Genomic DNA, 25,434 nt, shown 5'->3' with positions numbered 1-25,434 from the left:
GGACACCTCTCCCCAACGAGAGGCGATTATCTGGAAGGGTACCAGCAATGGCTATCGCACAACCGGCAACGCGGCCGGCAAACCCGCGTTTTTCTTCTGGCCCCTGCGCCAAAATCCCCACATTCAAGCTGGAACTGCTGTCGGACGCTGCTTTGGGCCGTTCGCACCGTGCCGCTGTGGGCAAGGACAAGCTGAAGGCTGCCATCGAAGAAACCCGTGACATTCTTGGCATCCCCGCTGACTACAAAATCGGCATCGTTCCCGCATCCGACACTGGTGCGGTAGAGATGGCCATGTGGTCGCTTCTGGGTGCCCGCAAGGCAACTATGGTTGCTTGGGAAAGCTTTGGCGCTGGCTGGGTTAGCGATGTGGTCAAGCAGCTGAAAATCGACGCAGAGGTCAAAGAAGCCGGCTACGGCGAGATCGTTGACATGGCGTCCATCGACTACAACACCGACGTCGTCTTTACTTGGAACGGCACCACCTCGGGCGTGCGCGTGGCCAATGGCGACGTGATCCCCGCCGACCGCGAAGGTCTGACCATTTGCGATGCCACCTCGGCCGCATTTGCGCAGGACCTGCCTTGGGGCAAGCTGGATGTGACCACCTTCTCTTGGCAGAAGGTCATGGGCGGCGAAGCGGCCCACGGTATGCTGATCCTGAGCCCCCGCGCGGTCGAGCGTCTGGAAAGCTACACCCCCGCGTGGCCCCTGCCCAAGATCTTCCGCATGACCAAAGGTGGCAAGCTGATCGACGGTATCTTCACCGGCGCGACCATCAACACCCCCTCGATGCTGGCTGTTGAGGATTATCTGGTTGCTCTGAATTGGGCTCGCGAAATCGGTGGCCTGCCTGCTCTGATGGCGCGCGCAGATGCAAACGCCAAAGTCATCTGGGACTTCTGCGGGCAGAAAGACTGGGTCGCGAACCTGGCCGTGAACGACGAAAACCGTTCGAACACCTCGGTCTGCCTGAAGTTCACTGACGACCGCATTCAGGACGGCGCTGCATTCGCCAAGGCCGTCGCAAAGCGTCTGGAAAAAGAAGGCGTTGCGCTGGACATCGGTGCATACCGTGACGCGCCCGCAGGTCTGCGTATCTGGTGCGGTGCCACCGTGGAAACCGCTGATGTTGAGGCTCTGATGCCTTGGCTCGAGTGGGCCTTCGAAGCTGAAATCGAAGCGCAAGCCTAAGCTTTCCCTTTTGGGGGTGCTGTATCGCCCCCGAACATCCTCATAGAATTCTCAGATCAAAGGACCATCAAAATGGCTCCCAAAGTTCTCGTATCCGACAAGCTGTCCGAAACCGCCGTCCAGATCTTCCGCGATCGCGGCATCGACGTCGACTTCATGCCCGAACTGGGCAAGGACAAAGAAAAGCTGGCCGAAGTCATCGGCGAGTATGACGGTCTGGCCATTCGTTCGGCGACCAAAGTCACGCCTTCGCTGCTCGAGCATGCCACCAACCTGAAGGTCGTTGGCCGCGCAGGCATCGGCACTGACAACGTCGACAAAGAAGCCTCGTCGAAAAAAGGTGTGATCGTCATGAACACACCCTTCGGCAACATGATCACCACTGCCGAGCACGCCATCGCTATGATGTTCGCTGTTGCCCGCCAGATTCCCGAAGCGTCGGAATCGACCCACGCGGGCAAGTGGGAAAAGTCCAAGTTCATGGGCGTTGAGCTGACCGGCAAGACCCTTGGCGTCATCGGCGCAGGCAACATCGGTGGCATCGTGTGCGACCGTGCCCGCGGCCTGAAGATGAAGGTCATCGCATTCGACCCCTACCTGTCGGAAGAAAAAGCCGAAAAGATGCAGGTCGAGAAAGTGGAACTGGAAGACCTGCTGAAGCGCGCTGACTTCATCACTCTGCACGTTCCTCTGACCGACGGCACCCGCAATATCCTGTCCAAAGAGAACCTTGCGAAGACCAAGAAGGGCGTTCGCATCATCAACTGTGCCCGCGGCGGTCTGGTTGACGAAGGGGCTCTGGCAGAACTGCTGAAGTCCGGCCACGTGGCTGGCGCGGCGTTCGACGTGTTCGCGGAAGAGCCCGCAAAAGAGAACGTTCTGTTCAACTTGCCCAACGTAGTCTGCACCCCTCACCTGGGCGCATCGACCACCGAAGCACAGGAAAACGTCGCCCTTCAGGTCGCCGAGCAGATGTCGAACTACCTTCTGACCGGCGCTGTTGAAAACGCGCTGAACATGCCCTCGATCACTGCCGAAGAAGCCAAGGTCATGGGCCCCTGGATCGAACTGGCTGGTCACGAAGGTGCGTTCATCGGCCAGATGACCGACGAAGCGATCACCGCGATCAACGTTCTGTACGACGGTGTGTCGGCTGACATGAACACAGACGCGCTGACCTCGGCTGTTGTGGCTGGCATCATGCAGGCGACTAACCCTGACGTGAACATGGTTTCCGCACCGGTCATCGCCAAAGAGCGCGGTGTGAAAATCTCGACCACCACGCAGGACAAGTCGGGCGCATTCGAAGGCTACATCAAAGTGACCGTTGTCACCGAGAAACGTGAGCGTTCGATCGCAGGCACCGTCTTCAGCGACGGCAAGCCCCGCTTCATCCAGATCAAAGGCATCAACATCGACGCCGAGATCGGCGAGCACATGCTCTACACCACCAACGACGACGTACCGGGTATCATCGGTACTCTGGGTGGTGTTCTGGGTGAGAACGGCGTCAACATCGCGAACTTTACCCTTGGCCGTAAGGCATCGGGCGACGAAGCAATCGCTCTGCTCTATGTCGATGCACCGATCGACGAGACTGTTGTCAGCGCGCTGAAAGGCACCGGAAAATTCAAGCAGGTCAAGCCGCTTCAATTCGACGTCAAGTAATCGCCATTTAGGTGTGCTAGAGATCGGCCTGCCGCAGAAATGCGGCAGGCTTTTTCATTTCGGAGGTTTCATGCGCTGCTACGCGATTGGCGATATCCACGGTCATCTGGACAAACTGCAAGGCGTGCACCGCTTGATTGAGTTGGACCGCGAGCGGATCGGAGATACGAGCGCGCCAGTGATCCATCTGGGGGACTACGCCGACCGCGGACCAAATGTGCGCGGCGTGTTGGATTACCTGATGGCCGGGGAGGCAGAGGGAAAACCTTGGATCAATCTCTTGGGCAATCACGACCGCATGATGTGGCACTTTCTGCAACCGGTCGAGCAACCTGACCCTTTGCGCCACGATCTGCATTGGCTGATGCAAGATATCAATATCGGGGGGCGCAAAACGCTGGCGTCCTATGGTGTCGATGTGTCCGAAGACCGCCCGATCCACGAAATCCACGCCGAAGGCCGCGCAAAAGTGCCTACTGAGCATTTGGACTTCATCGCCGGCTTGCGAGAATACTACCCGACTGACGAGGTCTTCTTTTGCCACGCCGGAGTGCGCCCCGGGGTGCCGCTTGAACAACAGGAGCAGGACGACTTGGTGTGGATTCGTGGCCCGTTTCACGAGCACAAAGACAGCTTTGGTCCCCTAATTCTGCATGGCCACACGCACTTGGATCGGATCACGCATTTCGGGAACCGTATCGATGTTGACACAGGCGCCGCGTATGGCGGACCGATTTCGGTCGTCGTGGTCGAGGGGCGAGACATCTGGCAATTGACCGAAGAGGGGCGCGTGCCTGTGCGGCCTTGTGTGACGGTCGAGTAAAAGAAAGGGGGAGAGGCTTCGCAACTCTCCCCCTTTGATTTCAAAGGTCTTTAACTACATGGCATCGTTGGGGCGATGCAGCCCGCAATCGCGGGAATTGCCACCGTGCCGCGCAAATTGCGGGTCAGGCTGTCGGCAGAGCAGTCTGAAAATCAGTCACTCAGTCTGATAACTTCACACTACTCCAAAGGTTCCGACCTAAAAATATCGCATGCTGCACGCGCGAGATTGCGGATTTCGAGGGGCCTTATGTCCAGTCCAAAACAATTTTTCCGGACTTGCCTGATCGCATGATCTCAAAGGCCTGAATGTAGTCATCTTTCGCAAACCGGTGTGTGATGACGCGGCTCACGTCGAGCCCGTTTTGCAGCATCGCAATCATCTTGTACCACGTCTCGAAAATTTCTCGGCCATAGACGCCTTTGATTGTGATCGCCTTGAAAACGATTCGAGACCAAGCCACCGGGCTCTTGCCCGGCGGGATGCCGAGCAAGGCAATCCGCCCGCCCATCACCAGTGCTTCTACCATCTGGTCGAGGGCTTGCTGGTTGCCGGACATCTCTAGGCCGACGTCAAATCCTTGCTTCATCCCGAGCCGTGCGATCACGCTTTGCAGATCTTCTGCGGCGACGTTCACTGGCGTGATGTCAGCGACCTGACCGGCTAACGCTAGACGGTCGGGGTTTATATCCGTGATTACCACATGGCGCGCACCGGCATGGCGGGCGACCGCGGCAGCCATGATCCCGATGGGGCCCGCGCCGGTGATCAACACGTCCTCGCCCAACAGATCGAAACTCAGCGCCGTGTGCACAGCATTGCCCAAGGGATCGAGGATCGCCCCGATGTCATCGCTAATCTCGTCGGGCAGGGGCACCACGTTGAAAGCGGGCAGGCGTAGGTATTCGGCAAAGGCACCTTGTTCATTCACCCCGATCCCCCGCGTTTCAGGGTCGAGGTGAAAACGTCCCGCGCGGCTTTGGCGACTGGTTTTGCCGATCAGGTGCCCTTCGCCGCTACAACGTTGGCCGATCGATAGCCCTTCGACATTGCGGCCCATATCGACGATCTCGCCAGCGAACTCGTGGCCCGTGATCAGGGGGACAGGAACGGTTTTCTGCGCCCACGCGTCCCAGTTCCAGATATGGATGTCGGTGCCGCAGATGCCGGTTTTCTTGACGCGGATCAGCACGTCATCGGGACCAATCTCGGGAACAGGGCGCTGTTCCTGCCAGAGGCCAACAGCAGGCTGCGCCTTAACCAGCGCGCTCATGGTGTTGGGGCGGGTCATGCGATCACTCCGATCTTGCGGCCCGCATTGGCGAAAGCACTCAGGCCGAAATCCAGATCATCGCGGGTCAGGGCGGCGTTCATCTGGGTGCGGATGCGGGCTTGGCCCTTGGGCACTACGGGGAAGAAGAAGCCGGATACGTAGACACCCTCTTCGAACAGGGCGTTCGCCATGTCTTGGGCCTTTTGCGCCTCGCCGAGCATGACGGGGATGATGGGGTGTTCGCCGGGCAACAGGTCAAAACCCAGATCGGTCAGCCCCGCCCGCCAGTATTTGGCATTCTCGAACAGTTGAGCCCGCAGGTTGTCGCCCTGTTCCACAAGGTCCAGCGCCTTGATCCCCGCAGCCACGACAGACGGCGGTAGCGCGTTCGAGAACAGATAGGGCCGCGCGCGCTGGCGCAGCAGGTCGATCACAGGCTGGGGGCCTGCAATGTAGCCGCCCAAAGCGCCGCCTAAAGCCTTGCCCAAGGTGCCGGTCAGAATATCGACGTCGACCCCTTGGTGCGATGCGGTGCCTTCGCCCTTTGGGCCCATAAAGCCGGTCGAGTGGCAGTCGTCCACCATGACCACCGCGCCGTATTGGGCAGCCAGATGCGTGATCTCGGACAGCTTGGCCAAATAGCCGTCCATGCTGAAGACGCCGTCAGTGGCGATCATGATGTGACGCGCACCGGCCTCTTTAGCCTCGATCAGTTTGGCCTCTAAATCCGCCATGTCGGAATTGGCGTAGCGGTAGCGCTGCGCCTTGCACAGCCGAATGCCGTCGATGATCGACGCATGGTTCAGCGCGTCCGAGATTATGGCGTCCTCGGGGCCCAACAGAGGTTCGAACAGCGCGCCGTTCGCGTCGAAACAGGCGGTGAACAGGATCGCGTCGTCCTTGCCAAGAAAGTCTGCCAGCCGATGCTCCAGTTCTCGGTGCAGGTCCTGCGTGCCGCAGATGAACCGGACCGAGGCCATGCCGTACCCGTGATCATCCATCGCGCCCTTGGCGGCGGCGATCAGGTCGGGGTGGTCCGCAAGCCCCAGATAGTTGTTCGCACACAGGTTCAGCACTTTGCGATCGCCCACAGACACCCAACCGGACTGGGGCGAAGTGATCATCCGCTCCCGTTTATACAGACCGTCTTTTTCGATCTCGTGCAGGGTTTCTGTGATCTGGTTCAGAAATGCGGTCGTCATGAATCACCTCCGTGTTTCCACAAAGGTAGCATGACGGACGGAATTCCAAAATACCGGAAATCTGCTTTAAGGGAAAATTTCCGTGATATCAGAAATTCGCGACTGCACGACGGAATTAGGCATCCTGAACCACCAGAAACACCTGTGCAGGGCCAGCCTCGGCGCTGATCGTGTGGGGCTGGTCGACCGGGTAACGGGCCGTGTCTCCGGGTCCGAGCATCTCGACCTTGTCGCCCGCCTTGATACGAACATTACCACTAATGACGGTCAAATGTTCCCGCGCTCCGCGTTTATGCGGGGCACTGTCCAGAATCCCGCTGTCCTGAAACCGGATGTCGTAGACTTCGTGGCGGCCGACTTCCTCGGGTGGGGACAGAATGCGAATCGAACATCCTTGGCCCGCGTTGGCGATCAGCGGGACGTTCGCGTTACGTAGCACTTCGATGCCAGCTGGCTCATCCACGCCTTCCAGCAGCCCTGCGAAATCCACCTGCAACGCGCGCGTCAGGTTCCACAGGGTCGCAATGGTGGGACTGGATTCCCCGCGCTCGATCTGGCTGACCATGCTACGCGATACGCCTGACAGTTTGGCGACCGCATCCAGCGACAGCCCCTTGTCCCGACGCGCAGCGCGCAGGCGGGTGGGCAGAAGGGAGAGGACTTCGGTATCGGGGGTGGAGGCTTCATCCGTCATAGCGGAACTAAGCCCCTGCGCGGGCGCCAAGTCAAGCGATCCTGCCGCGAAATATGACCCCACGTTTTTATGACATGCTGCTCTTTGCAGGGTTAACCTACCTGCAATCACAGGGGGAGGGAGCACCCATGACAGGTATCGTAATTCTAGGCGGCGCACGCACCGCGATTGGCACGTTCGGCGGCAGCTTGGCGGGGATCGAGCCAGCGGCTTTGGGGACAATCACGGCCAAAGCGGCGATGGAGCGGGCTGGCGTCGCGCCGGAGCAGATCGGTCACGTCGCCTATGGCCACATCATCAACACCGAGCCGCGCGACATGTACCTGTCGCGCGTCGCTGCGATGGATGCGGGTATTCCCGACAGCGTGCCCGCGATGAACGTGAACCGGCTCTGCGGATCGGGTGTGCAGGCCATTATCTCTGCGGCGCAATCGCTGATGCTGGGGGATGCAGACTATGCGCTGGCGGGCGGTGCCGAGAGTATGAGCCGTTCGCCCTACATCGTGCCCGGCGCGCGCTGGGGCACCAAAATGGGGGATATGCAGGCGCAGGACATGATGCTGGGGGCGCTCAACTGTCCTTTTGGCACGGGGCACATGGGGATCACCGCTGAAAACGTGGCAAGTGAGCATAGCGTGAGCCGCGAAGATCAGGACGCCTTTGCGGTCGAAAGCCAACGCCGCACAGCCGCCGCAATCGAAGCGGGTTATTTCGCAGATCAAATCGTGCCGGTCGAGGTGAAGCGCAAGCGCGAGTTGGTCCCCTTTGACACCGATGAGCACCCTAAGGCGACCACATTGGAAACGCTGGCCGGACTGCGCCCCGCCTTCCGCAAGGATGGCTCTGTCACCGCAGGCAATGCGAGTGGTTTGAATGATGGCGCGGCGTCCTTGGTTCTGGCGCGAGAAGAGGCAGCAACTGCCGCGGGCCTGACGCCTCGGGCGCGCATCATCGGCTATGCCCACGCAGGTGTACGCCCTGAGGTGATGGGCATTGGCCCTGTCCCTGCCGTGCAAGCCTTGTTGGCGAAAACCGGACTGACTGTCGATGATTTCGACGTCATCGAGTCGAACGAGGCCTTTGCCGCGCAAGCCATCGCTGTGAACCGCGAACTGGCACTTGATCCGGCCAAGGTGAATCCGAACGGGGGCGCGATAGCGTTGGGTCATCCGGTTGGCGCAACTGGCGCGATTATCACCGTCAAAGCGATGTACGAACTCGAGCGGATTGGCGGCAAGCGCACCCTGATCACCATGTGTATCGGCGGCGGGCAGGGCATTGCGCTGGCGATTGAACGCTAAAGTCACCGCAATTTAAGAGCCTATTCACCCTGTTCCGTCAGGTTGCCCCTATTCGGAACAGGGAATCGGCTCATGGATCTGGCCTCCAGACTGGCTCAGGAACGACGCGCGCGACTGGCGGCGGAACGCTTGCTCGAGATGAAGCAGGAAGAGTTGAGTGCGGCCAATCGCAAGTTGGGGCGTCATGCCGAGGCCTTGTCCGCCGACCTTGCCGAAACCCGCAATGAAGTCGAGACGATCCGCAAAGACCACAGCCGTGTTCTGGTCGACCTAGGTGTCGCGATGACCAAGGCCGAGGTCGCAGAAATGCGTCTGTGGCAAGCGATCGAAGCAGTGCAGGACGGCTTTGCGCTGTTTGATGAAAACGCGCGGCTGATCCTTGCCAATCGTGCCTATTTGCAGATTTTTGACGGACTGGCCGAGATCCAAGAAGGGGTCAGCTACACCGGTATCATCCATGCGCTTGCGTTCGAGGGCACTGTGGATTTGCAGGGTGAGACGCCCATGGATTGGTGTCAGAGGATGATCCAAAGATGGCAATCCCAAGCGACCGAGCCAGAGGTTCTCCGTCTCTGGAATGGCCAGTTCATCAAGCTGGTGGATCAACGGACGCCCCAAGGTGGTATGGTGACCCTTGGGGTCGACGTGACGGATCTGATGCGGCTTTGGGCTGCTGTGCATTCGGTTCCGGACGGCTTTATCCTGTACGACCAAGATGACCGCCTGATCACCTGTAACGACACGTTCAGGCAATATTATGCGGACACGGCGCCAGCGTTGGTGCCCGGTGCCTCGTTCGAAGAGATTTTGCGTTTTGGATTGGATCGCGGACAATACGCCGAGGCTCTGGGACACGAGAAAGAGTGGCTGGAGGCGCGGCTGTCGCATCACCGGACGGGTGCCGAGCGCGAGCAGCAGATGAGCGACGGGCGTTGGCTGCGCATCCTGGAGCATCAAACGCCGGATGGTGGCCGTGTGGGTCTGCGCGTGGACATTACCCAAACCAAGAAAAACCAAGCCGAACTCAAGGATGCCAAAGTCCGAGCCGAGGCAGCCTCTCGGGCGAAATCCAGCTTCTTGGCGAACATGAGTCACGAAATCCGCACGCCGATGAACGGTGTCATGGGAATGGCGGACCTGCTTGGTGACACGCAGCTCGATGACGAACAGAGACTGTATGTGGATACGATCCGCAATTCCGCCGAGGCACTGCTTGTCATCATTAACGACGTTCTGGATTACTCCAAGATCGAAGCGGGCAAGATGGCTCTGCACGCTGTCACCTTTGATCTGGAGCGCTGCATCCACGAGATCCTGATGCTCTTGCAACCCAAAGCGCGGGAAAAGGGGCTGGCGCTGCTCTTGGATTATGATCTGTTTATGCCGACCCAGTTCGTTGGCGATCCCGGCCGTATCCGGCAGATTCTCACGAACTTGATCGGGAATGCTGTGAAGTTTACGGAAACGGGTCACGTGCGGGTACGCGTCACTGGCCACAAAGACGACAAGAAATCCAACATCCACGTCCTGATCGAAGACACCGGCATCGGCATTCTGCCCGAAATGATCGAGCACATTTTTGGCGAGTTCAATCAGGTCGAGGATGACAGGAACCGCAAATTCGAAGGCACAGGCCTTGGGTTGGCCATTACGCGCCGCTTGATCGACATGATGCAAGGCGAGCTTTGGTGCGAATCCGAACCTGACAAGGGAACATGTTTTGGCTTCCGCCTGCCTCTGCCCGAAAACGGGGAACTGCCCGCGCCGCCTGCGATTGGTGAGCGCATTCGCAGAGCTTTGGTCGCGGACGACGAACAAGGACACCGGTGCATTCTGGAAAAGCAGCTTTCGCTGATGGGAGTAGAGGTTACCGCCGTTGCGGACGGGCCGGCCGCACTCGCCACGATTCAGGCGGATCAGGAGTTTGATATCCTGCTGACCGATCACCGAATGCCGGGGATGGACGGGCTGGAGCTCGCGCAGGCCCTAGAGGATACGGGCATCCGGTTGCCCATGGTCCTCTTGTCATCAAACCCTGGGGCGGCGGCGAACGATCCTTCAAAGCACCTGTTCAAGCGCATCCTGCAGAAGCCGATCCCCCGTGAATTCCTGTATGCTACCTTGCAAGACATCGCCGAGACCGCCCCCGCGCCTGCCGTCGTGCCTGAGCCACCGGTGCCGACCGAGCAGATGGTTCTGCGCGTCCTTGCTGCCGAGGACAATAAAACCAACCAACTCGTCTTTTCCAAGATGGTCAAAGCGGCGGGAATCGAGCTGACGTTTGCCGACAATGGTGCCGAGGCGGTCGATCTGTTCCCGAAAATTCGGCCTGATCTGATCTTTATGGATATCTCGATGCCCGGCATGGACGGGATGGAGGCGACACGGATAATCCGCCATGAGGAAGAGGCGCAGGGTTGGCCGCGGACCCCTGTGATCGCGATGACCGCCCATGCGCTGCCCGAAGATCGGGAGAAAATGATCGCAGCAGGGGCCGATCACTATCTGACAAAACCCCTGCGCAAGGCAGAGGTTCTGGAGCAGATCGACCAGCGCAGAGAAACGCTTCAGGAGGCGGGGCGCACGAATACCGGCTTGTCGTCTTCGCTCAAGTCGGGCTGATAGACATATCCACCGACGTCAAAGTCGCGCAGCGCGGCTGGATCGGTCAGACGGTTTTCCATCATATAGCGTGCCATCGAGCCACGCGCCTTTTTGGCATAGAAGCTGACGATCTTGGGCGTTCCGTTTTTTTCTTCCATGAAAACGGGCGTGATGATGCGCAGGTTCAAAGCCTTTTGGTCAACAGCGCCAAAGTATTCTTGGCTGGCACAATTCACCAGAACATCTGTTTCGGCAGCTTCCGCCTGAGCATTCAACGCTTCAGACAGGCGTGGGCCCCAGTATTCATACAGGTTCTTGCCGCGCGGGTTTTTCAGGCGGCTGCCCATCTCTAGGCGGTAGGGTTCGATCGCGTCGCGCGGACGCAATACCCCGTAAAGTCCGGATAAAATCCGCAGATGGTCGTCGGCCCACCGCATGGCGTCATCGTCTAGAGTTTTGGCTTCTAGACCCTGATAGGTGTCACCGGCAAAGGCATAGACGGCGGCCTTGCGCCCTTGTTCGCCGAAATTGGCAAAACGCTCTTCGTTCAATTTCCCGAGGTTGTCGCTGATGTGCATCAGCTTGGACAGATCGGCGGCGGTCAGATCGCGGGCTACGCCTGCCAGTTCTACGGCACTGTCCCAGAAATCGGGCGTGGTTGTGGCGCCGTCGCGGGGCTCCATGTCCATCTTTTTAGCGGGGGATAGAACGGCCAGCATCTCTGTCTCCTTAGTCTTTCGCTCGGATTTAGCCCGCCTCCCGTAGGACGTCCAGAAATGCTTCGCCAAATCTTTCGGCACGGCGATCCCCGAGCAGTCGAACCAGTGTTTGATTGTCCCGAGGGCGGAGTTCCGCGATTTTGGCAAGCTGCGAGGCAGAGCAACTCAGCGGTTTGTCCAATCCGTCTGATCCCCGTAGCAGATCGGCCTGCGCCTCTAGCAATGCGTCGTAGAGGTTCGCAGCGCTACGGCCTGCCAATTTCCGTCGGCTGGGGTGCAAGGCTGCCGCCTCGCCGTTGATGACTTCGAGGAAATCTGTCCCATAGCGTTCCAGCTTTTTCGCCCCAACGCCAGAGATGCGCGCCATCTGGTCAAGGTTCGATGGACGGCGCTCTGCCATCTCGATCAGGGTCTTGTCGTTGAAGATGACATAAGCGGGCACGCTTGCGGCTTCGGCCAATGCGCGGCGTTTGGCCTTGAGCGCGGACAGTAGAGGCATGTCTTCTTCGGACACCATCATCTTGATGGCGGGTCTGCGTGACGTGACAGATATTGTGTCGCGGCGAAGTGTGATGGATTGCTCACCCTTGAGGATCGGGATCGCTGGATCGGTCATGCGCAGGGCACCGTGGCGTTCAGGATCGGGCCGCACCAGATCATGGCCCATCATCTGGCGAAACACAGCCTGCCAGCCGCGACGGTCGAATTCCTTGCCCACGCCAAAGGTCGGTAGGCCGTCGTGCCCGCGATCGCGGACTTTTTCTGTCGCGTTGCCGGTCAGAATGTCGATCAGATGGCCCGAACCAAAATATTCGCCCGTGCGTAGGATCGCGGACAGGGCTTTGCGCACGGCTTCGGTGCCATCAAAGGTCTCTGGCGGCTGGTCACACAGATCGCAATTACTGCAAGGTCCACTGTCCTCGCCGAAATAGGACAGCAGGGACTGGCGGCGGCACGTGACAGCTTCGGCCAGTCCGAGCAGCGAATTCAGGCGGGCATGGTCGGCAGCGCGGCGTTCAGGTGGTGCGAGCCCTTCGTCGATCTGATTGCGGCGCAGGCGGATGTCGTCAGGACCGAACAGGGTTAATGTCTCGGCTGGGGCGCCGTCACGGCCAGCGCGGCCAATTTCCTGATAGTAGGCTTCGATGGACTTGGGCAGGTCTGCGTGGGCAACCCAGCGGATGTCCGGTTTGTCGATCCCCATGCCGAAGGCGACAGTGGCGACGACGATCAGACCGTCTTCTTGCTGGAAGCGGCGTTCCACATCGCGGCGGTCGTCGGCTTCCATCCCGCCGTGATAGTGGCAGGCCAGATGTCCTTCGTCGCGCAGGGCCTTGGCGAGCCCTTCGGTTTTCGCGCGTGTCCCGCAATAGACGATACCAGAGCGGCCCCGTCGTGCGGCGGCATAGGACAGGATTTGGTTGCGCGGGCTGTCTTTGGCAGCAAAGGCCAGATGGATGTTGGGTCTGTCAAAGCCGCGGAGGAAAGAGGTGGGTTGGACACCGGCGAACAGCTTTTGGACGATTTCGTCACGGGTTTCGGCATCGGCTGTGGCGGTAAAGGCGGCCAAGGGCACGTCCAGAGCCTGTCGCAACTCACCGATCCGTAGGTAGTCGGGGCGGAAATCGTGGCCCCATTGGCTGACGCAGTGCGCCTCGTCCACCGCAATCAAGCTGGTGCCAACGTTGCGCAACAGACGCTCTGTCCCCATTGAGGCAAGGCGTTCGGGCGCCATATACAGCAGCTTGATTTCGCCGCGGTGCAGAGCCTCCATCACAGCATCGTTTTCCTCGGCGGTGTTGCCGGATGTCAGGGCACCTGCACCAACACCTGCTTCGCGCAACCCTCGTACCTGATCGCGCATGAGGGCGATCAGAGGGGAAATCACCACCGTGACGCCATCGCGTACCAAAGCCGGCAGCTGAAAGCACAGGGATTTGCCGCCACCAGTGGGCATGATGGCCAGCACATTCTGGCCGCCTGTTACGGCTTCGACGATATCTTGCTGTCCGGGGCGAAAGGCATCGAATCCGAATACCTGCCGCAACAGATCATGTGCGTGCTGCATGGGGTGTCTTCTGGGATACTGCTCGAGGTGGGCGCGACTGTCCAACACCAAGACTCGGCAGGCAAGGGGCCGCAGCCCCCAGATTTAGAGGAACAGCCCGACGTTGTTCTGCAAGATGATCCGGATCGCGATCAGGATGATGAACGCGACCAGCGGCGCAAGGTCCAAGCCTGGCGTTGCAGGCAGGATGCTGCGGATCGGCCCATAAATCGGCTCGAGCAAACGATTCAGGCCGTCCCAGATCTGACGCACCAAAGGCTGGTACAGGTTCAGAACCTGAAAGCTGATCAGCCAGCTCATGATGATATGGGCGATCATGATGAACCACACCACGTCGAGGATCAGCATGAGGATCTGGTAAAGCGAAGTCATCGGCGCATCCTGTCAAATTTCATCGCAAAATAGGTAGGCGACCGAACGCCCGAGGGCAAGGGTGCCGCGTGACGCAACGTTGCGCGTTGACCCGACAATTGCACGCGTCATGCTGCAATGCGGAACGGAGAGCCCCATGTACCCATTCATTCGTCTAGCCTACGGTGTCCTAAAACAGCGTAAACAGCCGCCCATCGGTTTGACCGAGACGATGGAAACGCAGCACATCTGTTGGCCTTGGGACATCGATATCTGGATGGAACTGAACAACGGTCGGTCCTTGTCGCTCTATGATCTGGCCCGCATTCCCTTGGCGATGCGCACCCCGCTGTGGAAAGCGCTGCGCAAAGAGGGCTGGCTGATGACGATGGCCGGAGTGACGGTCCGCTGGCGCCGCCGCGTCCGTATGTTCGACAAGTTTACGATCCGCAGTCGCGGCCTGTGTTGGGATGACAAGTTTATCTACATCGAGCAAAGCATGTGGAAGACGAACGGCGAATGCGCGAGCCACGTGTTGTACCGCACGGCTGTGACGGATCGAAACGGCATCGTCGCGCCTGAACGTGTCTGTGCGGCGATGAATGTGCCCTCTGAAAGCCCGCCAATCCCCGATTGGGTTGCTGCGTGGATCAGCGCAGAGGCCGTTCGGCCTTGGCCACCTATGCAAGAATAGCTTGCACTGCGCGCCCCAATTCTGTTCTGTCAAGGCAACAAGAATGGATGGGTCAGATGGCAACTGAGAATGTGCGTAAGCGCATATGGGGATGGTACTTTTTTGACTGGGCCAGCCAGCCGTATGCCACCCTCCTGGTGACGTTCATTTTCGCGCCATACATGAAAGAACTGCTTAATGACGGCGCTCAGGCCCAGACGGCTTGGGGCTTTGGCGTCGGGCTCGCTGGCATCGTAATTGCCGTTCTTGCGCCCGTGCTGGGGGCGATGGCGGACACCTCGGGGAATCGGCGAACATGGATCTGGGTATTCTCGGTCATGTACGTTTTGGGCGCGTCGGGCCTCTGGTTTGCCAATCCAGAAAGTTTCAATTTGGTCTTTGTGATGACCAGTTTCGCGGTCGGCATGATCGGGATGGAATTTGCAACGATCTTTACTAACTCAATGCTGCCTGACCTTGGTGAGCGGGACGATGTGGGCCGTATTTCCGGCAACGGTTGGGCCTTTGGCTATGTTGGCGGGTTGATCGCTTTGGTGATCGTGCTGGCGCTGTTTGCGGATAATGCGATCACGGGCAAAACCTTTTTGGGCCTAGATCCGGCGTTCGGGCTGGATGCAAACACCCGCGAAGGCACCCGCTTTGTCGGGCCGCTGACGGCCATCTGGTACGCGGTCTTCATGATTCCGTTCTTTGCCTTTGTCCGCGACCCAAAGCCTGTCCGCGCGCCGAATGGTGCGATTTCCGCGGCGCTCAAGGATCTGGGACGGACTTTGCGGGGCCTGCCCAAGCATCCGTCTCTTGCAGCTTATCTGGCGTCTTCGATGTTGTATCGTGACGCTTTGAACGGGATGTATGTTTTTGGCGGTATCTATGCGGCGGGGGTGCTGGATTGGAGCGTTCAGCAAACCGGTGTCTTTGGCTTGCTGGCGATTATATCCGGGGCAATCTTTGCATGGTTCGGGGGGCGGCTTGACGTGCGGTTTGGCCCCAAACCCGTGATCATCATGTCGATCATCGTGCTGCTCGTGGCCTCGGTGTTGACGGTCACGATCTCTCGGAGTTCTGTGATGCTTGTGCCTGTGCCCGAAGGCTCCACCCTACCGGACAAGGCCTTCATGTTTGTCGGGGTGCTGATCGGTGCCGCGGGCGGCGTATTGCAGTCTGCGAGCCGTACGATGCTGGCTAGGCAGGCGAACCCTGCGCGGATGACCGAGGCGTTTGGGCTTTATGCCCTGGCGGGTAAGGCGACCAGTTTCCTCGCGCCGATGTTGATCGCGGCGGCTACTCTCATGACGGGAAGTCAGCAAATCGGAGTCACGCCGCTGATTGTTCTTTTTATCGCGGGTCTCTTCCTGATAGGCTTCGTTGAGAAAGACGGAGATCCAGCATCATGGTCAAACGCCTCGTAATCACCCTGTTTGCACTGACCCTTGGCGCGTGTGGTGGGGCGGAAAATGATCCGGCCCCCTCTGCGTCAGTGCGCGCGCAACCTATCGCCTTTTCCGAAACACCAGCCGAAGGGGTGGACCTGAATCAGGTAGCCAAATTTGCGTTTGGAGCCGAGAAGAGAGGATCTTCGCAGCCCCCTGCGGCGTTCGGGTCTTATGCCAAAGGTTGCGTCTCAGGCGCAGAGCAATTGGCCGAAACCGGTCCGACATGGCAGGCGATGCGCCTGTCGCGAAATCGGAACTGGGGGCACCCCGAGTTGGTGGACTTTGTTCAGGACCTAAGCCGGAAAGCTGCGGCTTTGCCGGGATGGGAAGGCATTTATGTCGGCGACATGAGCCAACCCCGTGGTGGTCCCATGCTGTCGGGACATGCCAGCCATCAGATGGGGTTGGACGCAGACATCTGGATGCTGCCGCCTAAACGACTCAACCTGAGCGTGGCGGAGCGCGAGAGTATTTCGTCAATCTCCATGCGCCGCTCTGCAGGTGCTTACACCAATAGCAATTGGACCCCCCAGCACATGGAGGTCATCAAGGCCGCTGCCAAGGACCCGCGTACCGCACGCATCTTTGTGTTTCCCGGTGCAAAGGTCGCCATGTGCAACGCGGAAAAGGGCAACAAATCCTGGCTGCGCAAAGTGCGTCCGTGGTGGGGCCATCACTACCATTTCCATGTGCGGCTCTCGTGTCCTGCTGGCCTGGCCGGGTGTATCAACCAAGACCCGCCGCCCGCTGGGGATGGTTGCGCCGATGCGCAGCAATGGGTGAACAACATCCTAAATCCGCCGCCGCCGAACCCGAACGCACCCAAGCCCAAGCCTAAACGCACCATCCGCGTTGCTGACTTGCCAGGACAATGCGCGGCTATTCTCTCGCCACGTTAACCATCCGTTAACCAAAGGAGAGCTTGCCATAAGGGGGCGATTCCCCTTATGCGCGGTCCGTTCGCCCCTGTGTGGGCGCGAGTTGCCGTCACCTTCGACAAAAAACGGACCGACATCATGACCCGTATCCTTCCTGGCGTGATCGCCATGGCAGCCGTTGTGGTTGCCTCGAACATCCTCGTTCAATTCCTGATCCTTGATGGTCTGCTGACCTGGGGCGCGTTTACCTATCCCATCGCGTTTCTGGTGACCGACCTGATGAACCGCATCTACGGTGCCGCCGAGGCGCGCAAAGTCGTGCTGGTTGGCTTTGTCACGGGCATCATATGCTCGCTGATTGGCAGCCAGGTTATGCTAGAGTTCGGTCCCGCTGTGCCCCTGCGGATTGGCGTTGCATCAGGCTTTGCGTTCCTGACCGCTCAACTTCTGGACATTGCGGTGTTCGACCGTTTGCGCAGGGGTGTTTGGTGGAAAGCGCCGCTGGCGTCGACCGTTGTGGGCTCTGTGATCGACACGGCCCTGTTTTTCACTGTCGCGTTTTCGGCGCAGATCAGTTTTGGGGCAGATTCGGACGCAGCGACCGCTTGGGCGTTGGATTCTATGCCTTTTATGACGGTTGGGCCGGACCAGCCTCTGTGGGTCACGCTCGCGGTGGCTGACTGGATGGTCAAAATTGCTGTCGCTTTGATCGCTCTCGTTCCGTTTCGCATCATTACCGGAAAGTTGAACGCGACTACCCAATAATTCTTTTTGACATCACAAGAAACTGTGCCACCTTTTTCTATAGGAGCAACATATTGAAAGGAGGTGGTCCAGTGTCGAGAAAGGTATTGGAGCGAGGTGTCGGGACAATCGGAGGGTTTTTCGTCTAGGGCAGCCCTTGGGCGCTAAACTCACCGGATTGGCGTCGGCCTAACCGCCCGCCTCCTGCAACTTTCGGAAGGGCCACCGTAGTGCTTCACGGCGGCCCTTTTTCATTGTCAAATTGCACGTCTGGCCCACGTATGGTTTGCGTATGGCAAACGTCATGACGTTCGGAGGGCACCCGTGCTGCGTGTAAACGACAAGATCACAATTCAGGACTGGGAACTGACCGAGCAGTTCACCCGCAGCTCCGGCCCCGGCGGCCAGAATGTGAACAAGGTGTCAACGGCGGTCGAACTGCGTTTCGAGGCCGAGCGCAGCCCCGCCCTGACCGACTCTGTGAAACGACGTTTGAAGAAGCTGGCTGGGCGCCGCTGGACCTTGGACGGGGCGCTGATCCTGCGGGTCGAGGACACCCGCAGTCAGGCCCGCAACCGCGAGATCGCCCGCGAACGGCTGGTGGAGCTGATCCTGAAATCTCTGGAAGTCCCCAAACGCCGCATCCCCACCAAGCCCACCAAAGGCTCTGTCCGCCGCCGTCTGGACGCGAAGAAGCAGCGGGGGGAGGTTAAGGCGCTTAGGGGAAACATTGATAAAGATCTTTGAACTTTATACCCATTCGGATATTTTTATAACCATAAAGTCATAAAAAAACAAAATGTTAGCGTCACTACGTGTTTTAAATCGTGTTGACTTATAGCTCATTTTTTGCCATTTATGGAGGGTAACATTGAATTCAAACTCAAGAAGGTTGATCGATCTGTGGAAAGAAGGCTTTGCCAGCGGACTCTTAGGACTCGCGCACAGAGATCCAGCGGCTGCTGCGTTGCTGTTCCAGCGGTTGAAAAGCGCCGCCATAGATGTCGAGGCCAATTCTACGTTCTTGGTGTCAGTGGACGGGGAGCACAACTTGATCGTGTGCCCGCCTTGGAGATGCATCGCTTACGAAGGCTGTGTTGCCGCAATATGTATATACAACACGAGACGAAAAGCTCTCACATCAATCGCGCCGATTTCACTGATCGATCCAGGAACAAAAGAGGATCTGGAGACTTATAGGAATACCGCGCGCGAACTAGTTGGATCCTTGTGTGATCCGGAGGCAGACCAATGAAGATGAATACTAAAACGGAAGGAATGGAGTTTCTCGACCAATTGGAAAAAGCATTGGTTGAAGAGAACCCGAATGTCGAAGTCGAATTGCGGAAGTTTGAGGATTTTGAGAAGGGTTCTCGAGAGATTCGCCAAGCGTTAAAAAAGATTCGCGAACTTCGTAATATGTCTCAACAAGAAGTAGGTTCGCTAATTAGCGTCTCTGCATCCGGCGTGAGTAAAATGGAAAGTGGTGCCGGAGACATAGGCATATTATCTCTGTTTCGCTATGCGAACGCACTTGGTTATAACTTAAAAATTTCATTGGAAGCTGCGGTTAGTTCTCCAGAGATTCAGGAGGAATCTTTCTCGGTGAGTAACATCACAGATACCGTTTCTGGTGTTCAAAGGGTAAACCTTCTGAAACTTAGTGCGTTCCATCAAGCTCGGATTGAAAGAATGCAAGCCTTAACCGTCGAAATTGGTGAGAAAACTCAAGAGAAAGTCGAACTACTGGAGGCTGAGTTGGCTAAGATTTTGGTGGAAATCCAATCGATTTCTAGCGAGGGAGTAGAGGTCGATTTTTTTGAGAAAGAAGTCTGATGGACTTTACTTGCTCTGATTTTTTTGGAGTGTTGGCAGGCATTTTCTTTGCGCTTCCTGCGATTAGAGATCAGTTTATTCGTTATAAATTGAAGCGTTTGGGTCGAGGTCTGCCGGAAAATGATAGCTTAAAGATCTTATATGGAAACATAAAAGAGGCTACGCACGAAAGGCGTTCTGACTTTAGTAGCGTGGATAGTACTTTATTATTTTTCGGTTCGCTTTTTCTTATAACTTCATATTTACTTTAGACCACAACTTCTCTTCTCTCCTGCTCCCCAACCCCGAACACGCGCTTGTAGCGCTCGATTTCGTCCTTGGGGCCCATCGCTTTTTCGGGGTTGTCCGAGAGTTTGACCGTCGGGCGGCCGTTGGCGCTGACGGCTTTGCACACCAATGAGAACGGGGCGAGGGCGTCGTTCGGGGCGAGCCCTCGGAAATCGTTGGTCAGGAGGGTGCCCCAGCCAAAGCTGACGCGGACGCGGCCGGCGAATTGGGCGGAGAGGGATTCAATCTGGTCCACGTCCAGCCCGTCCGAGAAGATGACCAGTTTCTGCGTGGGGTCCTCGCCCCTGTCTTGCCACCAGCAGATGGCGGTTTCGGCGCCAGAGGCCGGATCGCCGCTGTCGATGCGGATGCCCGTCCAGCCCGCCAGCCAGTCGGGCGCACGCTTCAGGAAGCCGTCGGTGCCGTAGGTGTCGGGCAGGATGATGCGCAGGTTGCCCGAATGCTCCTCGTGCCAGTCGGCCAGCACCTGATAGGGGGCCTCTGCCAGTTCGGCGTCGGTTTCGGCCAGCGCGGCGTAGACCATGGGCAGTTCGTGGGCGTTGGTGCCGATCGCCTCGACCTCGCGTTTCATGGCGATGAGGCAGTTGGACGTGCCGGTGAATTTGTCCCCCAGCCCTTCCATCATGGCTTGGACGCACCAGTCCTGCCAGAGGAAAGAATGACGGCGGCGTGTGCCGAAGTCCGCGATTTTCAGGCCGTCGATGGTGCGCAGGCGCTGCACCTTTTCCCACATCTGGGTCATGGCGCGGGCATAGAGGACCTGAAGTTCAAAGCGGCCCATTTCGTTGAGGACGGCGCGGCCGCGTAGCTCCATCAGCACGGCGAGGGCGGGGATTTCCCAGAGCATGACCTCGGGCCACGACCCTTCGAAGGTCAGCTCGTACTGGCCGTCGATTTTCTCGAGGTGATAGGGGGGCAGGCGCAGGTTTTCGAACCACTCCATGAAGTCGGGGCGGAACATCTGACGTTTGCCGTAGAAGGTGTTGCCGCGCAGCCATGTGGATTCGCCGCGGGATAGCGATAGGCTGCGGATGTGGTCCAGTTGCTCGCGCAGCTCGCCTTCGTCGATCAGTTCGGCGAGGCGGACGGTTTTGCTGCGGTTGATCAGGCTAAAGGCGACGCGGGTGTCCGGTTTGTTGCGGAACACCGATTGGCACATCAGCAGTTTGTAGAAATCCGTGTCGATCAGGGACCGGACGATGGGGTCGATCTTCCACTTGTGGTTATAGACGCGGGTGGCGATGTCCATGGTACGGATCCCTTGCGGTCGCGGTAACAGGACAGGTGTACGCTAGGCGCGCCTTGTTATGAAAGTGGTTTTTCCATCATGGGCCGGTCGGCCAGAACCTTGTAGATGGTGTCGAGCAGTTCGACCTTGCGCACGGGCTTGGTCAGGAAGTCGTCCATGCCAGATTTGAGGCACCGGTCGCGATCGTCCTTTTGGGCGTTCGCGGTGAGGGCCACGATATAGGGCTGGGGGGCGTCCAGTGCGCGGATACGGCTTGTGGCTTCGACCCCGTCAAAGATCGGCATCTGCATGTCCATGAGGATAAGGTCGGGTTGCTTGGCACAGAAGAGGTCTACGGCCTGTTGGCCATCTTCGGCGAATACAATCTCTGCGCCGCATTTTTCGAGGAATTTGCTCATCAACATGCGGTTGGTGGCGTTGTCCTCGGCCACGAGGATGGTGCGTTCCGCGAGGTTGGCCGTTGGTGCTTCGGGGATCTGGGTGACTTCTTCGATACCTTCGAGGGATTGGTCGGTGCAGGCAATGGGCAGGAAGAGCGAGAAGCACGATCCTTGACCCTCGTGCGACACGGCAGTCAGATCGCCGCCCATTTCGCGGGCCAAATGGCGCGAAATGGCAAGGCCAAGGCCCGTGCCCCCATATTTCTGAGAGGTCGTATCCTCGGCCTGCGCGTAATAGCCAAAGAGCCTGCGCATCCCAGACTCCGAGATGCCGATACCACTGTCGGTCACATCCACCGAGAAGCGGCAGGTGTTGGCGATCCGGGCGCCTTGGACCGCGACAGTGACACCGCCGCTACGGGTGAACTTGATCGCATTGTCGATCAGGTTCACCAGAATCTGACGAATGCGCCCTTCGTCCGCATAAAGGAGCGGAAGGTCGTCGGGGAGATCGATGCTGAGCGACAGGCCCTTGGCCTCGGCTCGGGGGCGCATCAGGTTGTCGAGCTTGTTGAAGAAGTGGCCGGGTTCGAAGACGGAAGGCGTGATTTTCAGTTTACCTGCTTCGAGTTTCGACAGGTCCAGAATGTCATTCACGATCCGGACAAGGGACTGTGCGCTGTCTTGCAGGGCCACCACGTATTCGCGTGCCGCTGGGTCGAGATCATGTTCTGACAGCAGATCGGTCAGGCCCACGATGCTATTCATCGGTGTGCGAATTTCGTGGCTGGTGGTGGCGAGGAATTCGCTTTTGGCGCGCTCGCTCCGTTCTGCGTTGCGCATGGCGTTGGCGAGTTCGCTCTGGCGAAGTTTGGAGTTGGTGATGTTCCGCTCGATTGCGATCATACCGCCATCCATTTCCGGACTGCTGGGCAGAGGCACGAGGTTCGTTTCAACCCAAATCGGATCACCGGATTTGGTGTAGTACTGGATTTCGATCCGCAGGGGGCTGTGGGTCGCCGCTGCGTGCTCGATCTTGGCCACGGTTTCCGGCGAGGTCATCGGGCCGTTCAGGATCGTACCGGCGCGGCGGCCGATGGCTTCGTCCCGCGGGTATTCCGTGATTTCGGTGAATGCGTCGTTCACCCATGTAATCCGGCCGGTCTTGTCGAACACAATGACCGAGTCATTTGCGTGCTTGGCCACAGCAGCCAACTGGAGCAGATGCCTTTCTTTGTTGGCGTAGACCTCCAACTGGGTTTTCATTGATTTCTGACGGGAGAGAGCGTTGACCTTGTCCTGCTCTTGTTCGCGGAAGTTATTCTCGACGAAGTCGATCACGCGAAAGGCGATATATGCCAACAGCAAGGTGGCGGCGGTCTCGTAGGCCAGCACAGGGGCACCGGCAAAATACATCCACCGCATCGAGATGATCAGGATCATCGTTATGCCGTAGATTAACAGGCGCAGGTAAGTTGCGGCAGAATTGAAGTAGAGCAGCATTCCTGCATTCATCACTGCTGCGAAAAGGTAGCAGATCAGGAACATGTCGATTGTGACGCGCGGCTGTAGGATCGCCCCGCCAATCACGACTCCCGAGAACAGAAGGGCTTGGAACGCTGCGGTGTACAGGCTGAATCTTAGCTCGGGGCGCAGGGGTGCACCGCTGTTCAGACGCTTGATCGACTGGTTCAAAGAGATCGTGTCCAGCGCTTCGGCAAGGCAGACGGCAATGACCGTGATGAGTGCAAAGTGCCACGAATGCGGGATGTAGATGATCAGCGCGCCACATGCCGCGACCACCAACCGGACATGCAAAAAGTCCGCCCGGGCTTTGGCATAGCCACGGAACTTTCCTTCTTCGTCGGTTGGTATCTCTTTGTTAAAGGGTTGCGGCGCGGTTGCGTCACTCATGCATCTGGTCTTTCACGTTCCGGACCTGACAAACAAAGCAGCTTGTTAAAAAGCTGTGAACATCGATCCTTTAGGTCACAACCCGAACAGAGTTTTGCGCCAAGTCAGACAGAGCGCTTGTCAAAGAGCCATCCAGATCGATCGCGCGGCAGGCACGCAAATCGACTGTCACCTCGAACCCCAGCCGGGCAGCATCTAGCGCGGAATACGCCACGCAGAAGTCTGTTGCGAGTCCGGCTAACGTGACCTTTTGCACATTCCGCGTGCGAAGATACCCCATTAGGCCAGTTGGGGTCTGTTGGTCATTTTCGAAAAACGCCGAGTAGCTGTCGATGCTTTTCCTGAAACCCTTGCGGATGATGAGATCGGCAGGATCCGTGAGAAGGTCGGCATGAAACGCAGCGCCATGGGTGCCCTGCACACAATGGTCGGGCCACAGGACTTGGGTCCCGTAATCCATGCTGACGGTCTCAAAGGGCTGCTTGCCGCTATGCTGACTGGCGAAAGAGCTGTGATCCGATGGATGCCAGTCTTGGGTAAAGACGCGCACGCCGTAGTCTGGCAGCATGGCATTGATCAGGGGCACGACGGCCTCGCCGTCGGGGACGGCCAAGGCGCCTCCGGTGCAGAAGTCGTTCTGAACATCAATGACAATCAGAGCGGTGTCTTCGTTCAGCATATTTTTTCCATCTCTTTGACCTTTTAGGCTAGGTCGCACAGGGCGTGTCGTCAATCATGCCTCTTGATACGTATGAAAGAGGAGAATAATTGCATCGGCCATGTATTATATTGCTGCTCTCTACCAATTCACCCGTTTCGACGATCCTGCCGCGCTTCAGGAACCCTTGAAGGCTGTCTGTGATGCGGGGGATGTCAAAGGCTCGCTCTTGCTTGCGCGAGAGGGGATCAATGGCACCATCGCCGGTCCGCGTGATGGTCTGGACGCCGTGCTGGCCCATATCCGTAGCCTGCCCGGGTGCGCGGGGCTGGAGTGGAAAGAGGCAACCGCAGAAAAGGCGCCCTTTCCCCGCATGAAGGTGCGGTTGAAGAAAGAGATCGTAACCATGGGCCAGCCCGACGTGGACCCCACGGCCCATGTGGGCAACTACGTGGAGCCCGAGGAATGGAACGAGCTGATCCGCAGCCCCGATGTGGTGACCATCGACACCCGCAATGATTACGAGGTGGCGATCGGCACGTTCGAGGGCGCGGTCGATCCGATGACCAAGTCCTTCCGCGAATTCCCCAAGTGGTGGGAAGAGAACAAGGACCGCTTTCACAACAAACGCGTCGCGATGTTCTGCACTGGCGGCATCCGCTGCGAGAAGTCTACGAACTTCCTGCTGCAGCAGGGTGTGCCCGAGGTGTACCACCTAAAGGGCGGCATTCTGCGGTACCTCGAAGAGATGCCCGAAGAAGAGAGCACGTGGGAAGGTGAATGCTTTGTGTTCGACGGGCGGGTGTCTGTGGGCCACGGGTTGAAGGAAGGGCCGCACGAGTTGTGCCACGCCTGTCGCCGCCCCATCCTACCAGAGGACAAGGACCGTCCTGAATATGAGGCGGGTGTGAGCTGTCATCAGTGCGCGGACGAGACGTCTGACGCGGACAAGGCGCGGTTCCGCGAGCGGCAGAAGCAGATGGCACTGGCCCGCGAGCGGGGCGAGACCCATTTGGGGACGTTGTCACTGGACGAGTGATGCAGGGGGGGGGCGCTGCCCCCTCTTGGCCGTTGGCCAATTCACCCCCGGGGTATTTTACCCAAGAAAGAGATTAGCGTTTGCGGCGGCCGCCCTTGGATTTCGAGATGAAGTCGGGTGGGCGCTTGGCGACCCATGCAAAGAATTTGGCCAGCTGCGGATGACCGCGCAGGGATTCGGGCGTGTTGTAGTGGCGCGCGAGCTCTGTTTCGCTGATCGCGGCGTGGATTTCTTTGTGGCAGATGTGGTGGATCAGGATAGTCGGGCCACCTTTGCCGCCGCGCAGGCGCGGGATCAGGTGGTGCAAGCTTTGGGGGACGTCCGGTGGGATCGGGCGGTCGCAAAGGGGGCAGATCGGATCGGGGTGCTCTTGTGTCATCGGGGCCTCGGTGAGTAATCATGGCGCGAATTCTGTTCGGAACAAG

23 protein-coding genes are annotated in these 25,434 nt (G+C 58.4%); 13 read left to right on the top strand and 10 right to left on the bottom strand.

Annotation, left to right across the window (positions count from 1 at the left end; all coding sequences use genetic code 11):
• The first annotated feature begins 47 nt into the window (after nucleotides 1–47).
• From AB9K37_RS13195 to AB9K37_RS13185, 3 genes are all read left to right on the top strand, one after another.
• Nucleotides 48–1,193 carry a phosphoserine transaminase gene (locus AB9K37_RS13195; protein ID WP_369839527.1) on the top strand — a complete coding sequence of 382 codons (1,146 nt, stop codon included), beginning with the start codon at nucleotides 48–50 and terminating at the stop codon, nucleotides 1,191–1,193.
• Between the two features lie 72 nt (nucleotides 1,194–1,265).
• Nucleotides 1,266–2,861, top strand: coding sequence for a phosphoglycerate dehydrogenase (serA, locus tag AB9K37_RS13190; RefSeq protein ID WP_369839524.1), 1,596 nt, complete (start codon nucleotides 1,266–1,268; stop codon nucleotides 2,859–2,861).
• Between the two features lie 70 nt (nucleotides 2,862–2,931).
• Complete coding sequence (locus AB9K37_RS13185) at nucleotides 2,932–3,684, top strand: metallophosphoesterase (protein WP_369839521.1); 753 nt, start codon at nucleotides 2,932–2,934, stop codon at nucleotides 3,682–3,684.
• 247 nt (nucleotides 3,685–3,931) lie between these two features.
• Here AB9K37_RS13185 and tdh read toward each other — a convergent pair whose 3' ends face one another.
• From tdh to AB9K37_RS13170, 3 genes are all read right to left on the bottom strand, one after another.
• Nucleotides 3,932–4,957, bottom strand: coding sequence for an L-threonine 3-dehydrogenase (gene tdh, locus AB9K37_RS13180; protein WP_369839618.1), 1,026 nt, complete (start codon nucleotides 4,955–4,957; stop codon nucleotides 3,932–3,934).
• Nucleotides 4,958–4,971: 14 nt separating this feature from the next.
• Nucleotides 4,972–6,159 carry a glycine C-acetyltransferase gene (locus AB9K37_RS13175; protein ID WP_369839518.1) on the bottom strand — a complete coding sequence of 396 codons (1,188 nt, stop codon included), beginning with the start codon at nucleotides 6,157–6,159 and terminating at the stop codon, nucleotides 4,972–4,974.
• Between the two features lie 115 nt (nucleotides 6,160–6,274).
• Nucleotides 6,275–6,853 carry a helix-turn-helix domain-containing protein gene (locus AB9K37_RS13170; RefSeq protein ID WP_303961742.1) on the bottom strand — a complete coding sequence of 193 codons (579 nt, stop codon included), beginning with the start codon at nucleotides 6,851–6,853 and terminating at the stop codon, nucleotides 6,275–6,277.
• Nucleotides 6,854–6,981: 128 nt separating this feature from the next.
• On the opposite strand from AB9K37_RS13170, the gene AB9K37_RS13165 reads away from it, so the two are divergent.
• Together AB9K37_RS13165 and AB9K37_RS13160 are read left to right on the top strand one after the other, a co-directional pair.
• Nucleotides 6,982–8,154 (top strand): acetyl-CoA C-acyltransferase family protein, encoded by a 1,173-nt coding sequence (locus AB9K37_RS13165; RefSeq protein WP_369839515.1) that lies wholly within the window; start codon nucleotides 6,982–6,984, stop codon nucleotides 8,152–8,154.
• Between the two features lie 72 nt (nucleotides 8,155–8,226).
• Nucleotides 8,227–10,776: a response regulator gene (locus AB9K37_RS13160; RefSeq protein ID WP_369839512.1), complete on the top strand. Its 2,550-nt coding sequence runs from the start codon at nucleotides 8,227–8,229 to the stop codon at nucleotides 10,774–10,776.
• Here the strand turns inward: AB9K37_RS13160 and yaaA are convergent.
• The 3 genes from yaaA to AB9K37_RS13145 form a co-directional block, all read right to left on the bottom strand.
• Nucleotides 10,722–11,477, bottom strand: a complete 756-nt coding sequence (gene yaaA, locus AB9K37_RS13155) for a peroxide stress protein YaaA (protein WP_369839509.1) — start codon at nucleotides 11,475–11,477, stop codon at nucleotides 10,722–10,724. The genes AB9K37_RS13160 and yaaA overlap by 55 nt on opposite strands.
• Nucleotides 11,478–11,505: 28 nt before the next feature.
• The gene (gene recQ, locus AB9K37_RS13150) at nucleotides 11,506–13,545 is read right to left on the bottom strand and encodes a DNA helicase RecQ (RefSeq protein ID WP_369839507.1); all 2,040 of its coding nucleotides are present in this window, start codon (nucleotides 13,543–13,545) and stop codon (nucleotides 11,506–11,508) included.
• Between the two features lie 84 nt (nucleotides 13,546–13,629).
• Nucleotides 13,630–13,917 (bottom strand): YggT family protein, encoded by a 288-nt coding sequence (locus AB9K37_RS13145; protein ID WP_072709199.1) that lies wholly within the window; start codon nucleotides 13,915–13,917, stop codon nucleotides 13,630–13,632.
• Nucleotides 13,918–14,053: 136 nt separating this feature from the next.
• Here AB9K37_RS13145 and AB9K37_RS13140 point away from each other — a divergent pair, with 136 nt between their 5' ends.
• The 7 genes from AB9K37_RS13140 to AB9K37_RS13110 all read left to right on the top strand — a co-directional run bounded on the left by AB9K37_RS13140 (nucleotide 14,054) and on the right by AB9K37_RS13110 (nucleotide 19,732).
• Nucleotides 14,054–14,590: a thioesterase family protein gene (locus AB9K37_RS13140; RefSeq protein ID WP_369839504.1), complete on the top strand. Its 537-nt coding sequence runs from the start codon at nucleotides 14,054–14,056 to the stop codon at nucleotides 14,588–14,590.
• Between the two features lie 56 nt (nucleotides 14,591–14,646).
• Nucleotides 14,647–15,999: an MFS transporter gene (locus AB9K37_RS13135; RefSeq protein ID WP_369839502.1), complete on the top strand. Its 1,353-nt coding sequence runs from the start codon at nucleotides 14,647–14,649 to the stop codon at nucleotides 15,997–15,999.
• Nucleotides 15,981–16,922: a penicillin-insensitive murein endopeptidase gene (gene mepA, locus AB9K37_RS13130; RefSeq protein ID WP_369839500.1), complete on the top strand. Its 942-nt coding sequence runs from the start codon at nucleotides 15,981–15,983 to the stop codon at nucleotides 16,920–16,922. The genes AB9K37_RS13135 and mepA overlap by 19 nt, the downstream gene beginning before the upstream one ends.
• A gap of 117 nt (nucleotides 16,923–17,039) precedes the next feature.
• Nucleotides 17,040–17,666, top strand: a complete 627-nt coding sequence (locus AB9K37_RS13125; RefSeq protein ID WP_369839498.1) for a queuosine precursor transporter — start codon at nucleotides 17,040–17,042, stop codon at nucleotides 17,664–17,666.
• 303 nt (nucleotides 17,667–17,969) lie between these two features.
• Nucleotides 17,970–18,392, top strand: coding sequence for an alternative ribosome rescue aminoacyl-tRNA hydrolase ArfB (gene arfB, locus AB9K37_RS13120; RefSeq protein ID WP_369839496.1), 423 nt, complete (start codon nucleotides 17,970–17,972; stop codon nucleotides 18,390–18,392).
• Nucleotides 18,393–18,896: 504 nt separating this feature from the next.
• On the top strand, nucleotides 18,897–19,481 hold the full coding sequence (locus AB9K37_RS13115) for a helix-turn-helix domain-containing protein (RefSeq protein ID WP_369839493.1): 585 nt from the start codon (nucleotides 18,897–18,899) through the stop codon (nucleotides 19,479–19,481).
• Nucleotides 19,481–19,732 (top strand): hypothetical protein, encoded by a 252-nt coding sequence (locus tag AB9K37_RS13110; RefSeq protein ID WP_369839490.1) that lies wholly within the window; start codon nucleotides 19,481–19,483, stop codon nucleotides 19,730–19,732. Before AB9K37_RS13115 ends, AB9K37_RS13110 begins: the two co-directional genes overlap by 1 nt.
• Here AB9K37_RS13110 and pncB read toward each other — a convergent pair.
• The 3 genes from pncB to pncA form a co-directional block, all read right to left on the bottom strand.
• The gene (pncB, locus tag AB9K37_RS13105; protein ID WP_369839488.1) at nucleotides 19,729–21,018 is read right to left on the bottom strand and encodes a nicotinate phosphoribosyltransferase; all 1,290 of its coding nucleotides are present in this window, start codon (nucleotides 21,016–21,018) and stop codon (nucleotides 19,729–19,731) included. The two genes, AB9K37_RS13110 and pncB, sit on opposite strands and share 4 nt — an antisense overlap.
• 56 nt (nucleotides 21,019–21,074) lie before the next feature.
• Nucleotides 21,075–23,312: a response regulator gene (locus AB9K37_RS13100; RefSeq protein WP_369839485.1), complete on the bottom strand. Its 2,238-nt coding sequence runs from the start codon at nucleotides 23,310–23,312 to the stop codon at nucleotides 21,075–21,077.
• Between the two features lie 70 nt (nucleotides 23,313–23,382).
• Nucleotides 23,383–23,991: a bifunctional nicotinamidase/pyrazinamidase gene (gene pncA, locus AB9K37_RS13095; protein WP_369839482.1), complete on the bottom strand. Its 609-nt coding sequence runs from the start codon at nucleotides 23,989–23,991 to the stop codon at nucleotides 23,383–23,385.
• A 100-nt stretch (nucleotides 23,992–24,091) separates the two neighbouring features.
• On the opposite strand from pncA, the gene AB9K37_RS13090 reads away from it, so the two are divergent.
• Nucleotides 24,092–25,009, top strand: a complete 918-nt coding sequence (locus AB9K37_RS13090; RefSeq protein WP_369839479.1) for a rhodanese-related sulfurtransferase — start codon at nucleotides 24,092–24,094, stop codon at nucleotides 25,007–25,009.
• A gap of 73 nt (nucleotides 25,010–25,082) precedes the next feature.
• Here the strand turns inward: AB9K37_RS13090 and AB9K37_RS13085 are convergent, their stop codons facing one another.
• Entirely contained in the window at nucleotides 25,083–25,388 is a 306-nt protein-coding gene (locus tag AB9K37_RS13085) for an HNH endonuclease (protein ID WP_369839476.1), read from the bottom strand.
• Nucleotides 25,389–25,434 lie beyond the last annotated feature (46 nt).

The organism is Donghicola sp. XS_ASV15 (genome assembly GCF_041224595.1).
Lineage (GTDB): Bacteria > Pseudomonadota > Alphaproteobacteria > Rhodobacterales > Rhodobacteraceae > Donghicola.
This window is presented reverse-complemented; position numbering and strand designations above follow the sequence as displayed.

Excerpts from the sequence above, each read along its gene's own strand:
- AB9K37_RS13195 (WP_369839527.1), top strand. The coding sequence starts at position 48 with ATGGCTATCGCACAACCGGCAACGCGGCCGGCAAACCCGCGTTTTTCT.
- serA (WP_369839524.1), top strand. The coding sequence starts at position 1,266 with ATGGCTCCCAAAGTTCTCGTATCCGACAAGCTGTCCGAAACCGCCGTC.
- AB9K37_RS13185 (WP_369839521.1), top strand. The coding sequence starts at position 2,932 with ATGCGCTGCTACGCGATTGGCGATATCCACGGTCATCTGGACAAACTG.
- tdh (WP_369839618.1), bottom strand. The coding sequence starts at position 4,957 with ATGAGCGCGCTGGTTAAGGCGCAGCCTGCTGTTGGCCTCTGGCAGGAA.
- AB9K37_RS13175 (WP_369839518.1), bottom strand. The coding sequence starts at position 6,159 with ATGACGACCGCATTTCTGAACCAGATCACAGAAACCCTGCACGAGATC.
- AB9K37_RS13170 (WP_303961742.1), bottom strand. The coding sequence starts at position 6,853 with ATGACGGATGAAGCCTCCACCCCCGATACCGAAGTCCTCTCCCTTCTG.
- AB9K37_RS13165 (WP_369839515.1), top strand. The coding sequence starts at position 6,982 with ATGACAGGTATCGTAATTCTAGGCGGCGCACGCACCGCGATTGGCACG.
- AB9K37_RS13160 (WP_369839512.1), top strand. The coding sequence starts at position 8,227 with ATGGATCTGGCCTCCAGACTGGCTCAGGAACGACGCGCGCGACTGGCG.
- yaaA (WP_369839509.1), bottom strand. The coding sequence starts at position 11,477 with ATGCTGGCCGTTCTATCCCCCGCTAAAAAGATGGACATGGAGCCCCGC.
- recQ (WP_369839507.1), bottom strand. The coding sequence starts at position 13,545 with ATGCAGCACGCACATGATCTGTTGCGGCAGGTATTCGGATTCGATGCC.
- AB9K37_RS13145 (WP_072709199.1), bottom strand. The coding sequence starts at position 13,917 with ATGACTTCGCTTTACCAGATCCTCATGCTGATCCTCGACGTGGTGTGG.
- AB9K37_RS13140 (WP_369839504.1), top strand. The coding sequence starts at position 14,054 with ATGTACCCATTCATTCGTCTAGCCTACGGTGTCCTAAAACAGCGTAAA.
- AB9K37_RS13135 (WP_369839502.1), top strand. The coding sequence starts at position 14,647 with ATGGCAACTGAGAATGTGCGTAAGCGCATATGGGGATGGTACTTTTTT.
- mepA (WP_369839500.1), top strand. The coding sequence starts at position 15,981 with ATGGTCAAACGCCTCGTAATCACCCTGTTTGCACTGACCCTTGGCGCG.
- AB9K37_RS13125 (WP_369839498.1), top strand. The coding sequence starts at position 17,040 with ATGACCCGTATCCTTCCTGGCGTGATCGCCATGGCAGCCGTTGTGGTT.
- AB9K37_RS13115 (WP_369839493.1), top strand. The coding sequence starts at position 18,897 with ATGAAGATGAATACTAAAACGGAAGGAATGGAGTTTCTCGACCAATTG.
- AB9K37_RS13110 (WP_369839490.1), top strand. The coding sequence starts at position 19,481 with ATGGACTTTACTTGCTCTGATTTTTTTGGAGTGTTGGCAGGCATTTTC.
- pncB (WP_369839488.1), bottom strand. The coding sequence starts at position 21,018 with ATGGACATCGCCACCCGCGTCTATAACCACAAGTGGAAGATCGACCCC.
- AB9K37_RS13100 (WP_369839485.1), bottom strand. The coding sequence starts at position 23,312 with ATGAGTGACGCAACCGCGCCGCAACCCTTTAACAAAGAGATACCAACC.
- pncA (WP_369839482.1), bottom strand. The coding sequence starts at position 23,991 with ATGCTGAACGAAGACACCGCTCTGATTGTCATTGATGTTCAGAACGAC.
- AB9K37_RS13090 (WP_369839479.1), top strand. The coding sequence starts at position 24,092 with ATGTATTATATTGCTGCTCTCTACCAATTCACCCGTTTCGACGATCCT.
- AB9K37_RS13085 (WP_369839476.1), bottom strand. The coding sequence starts at position 25,388 with ATGACACAAGAGCACCCCGATCCGATCTGCCCCCTTTGCGACCGCCCG.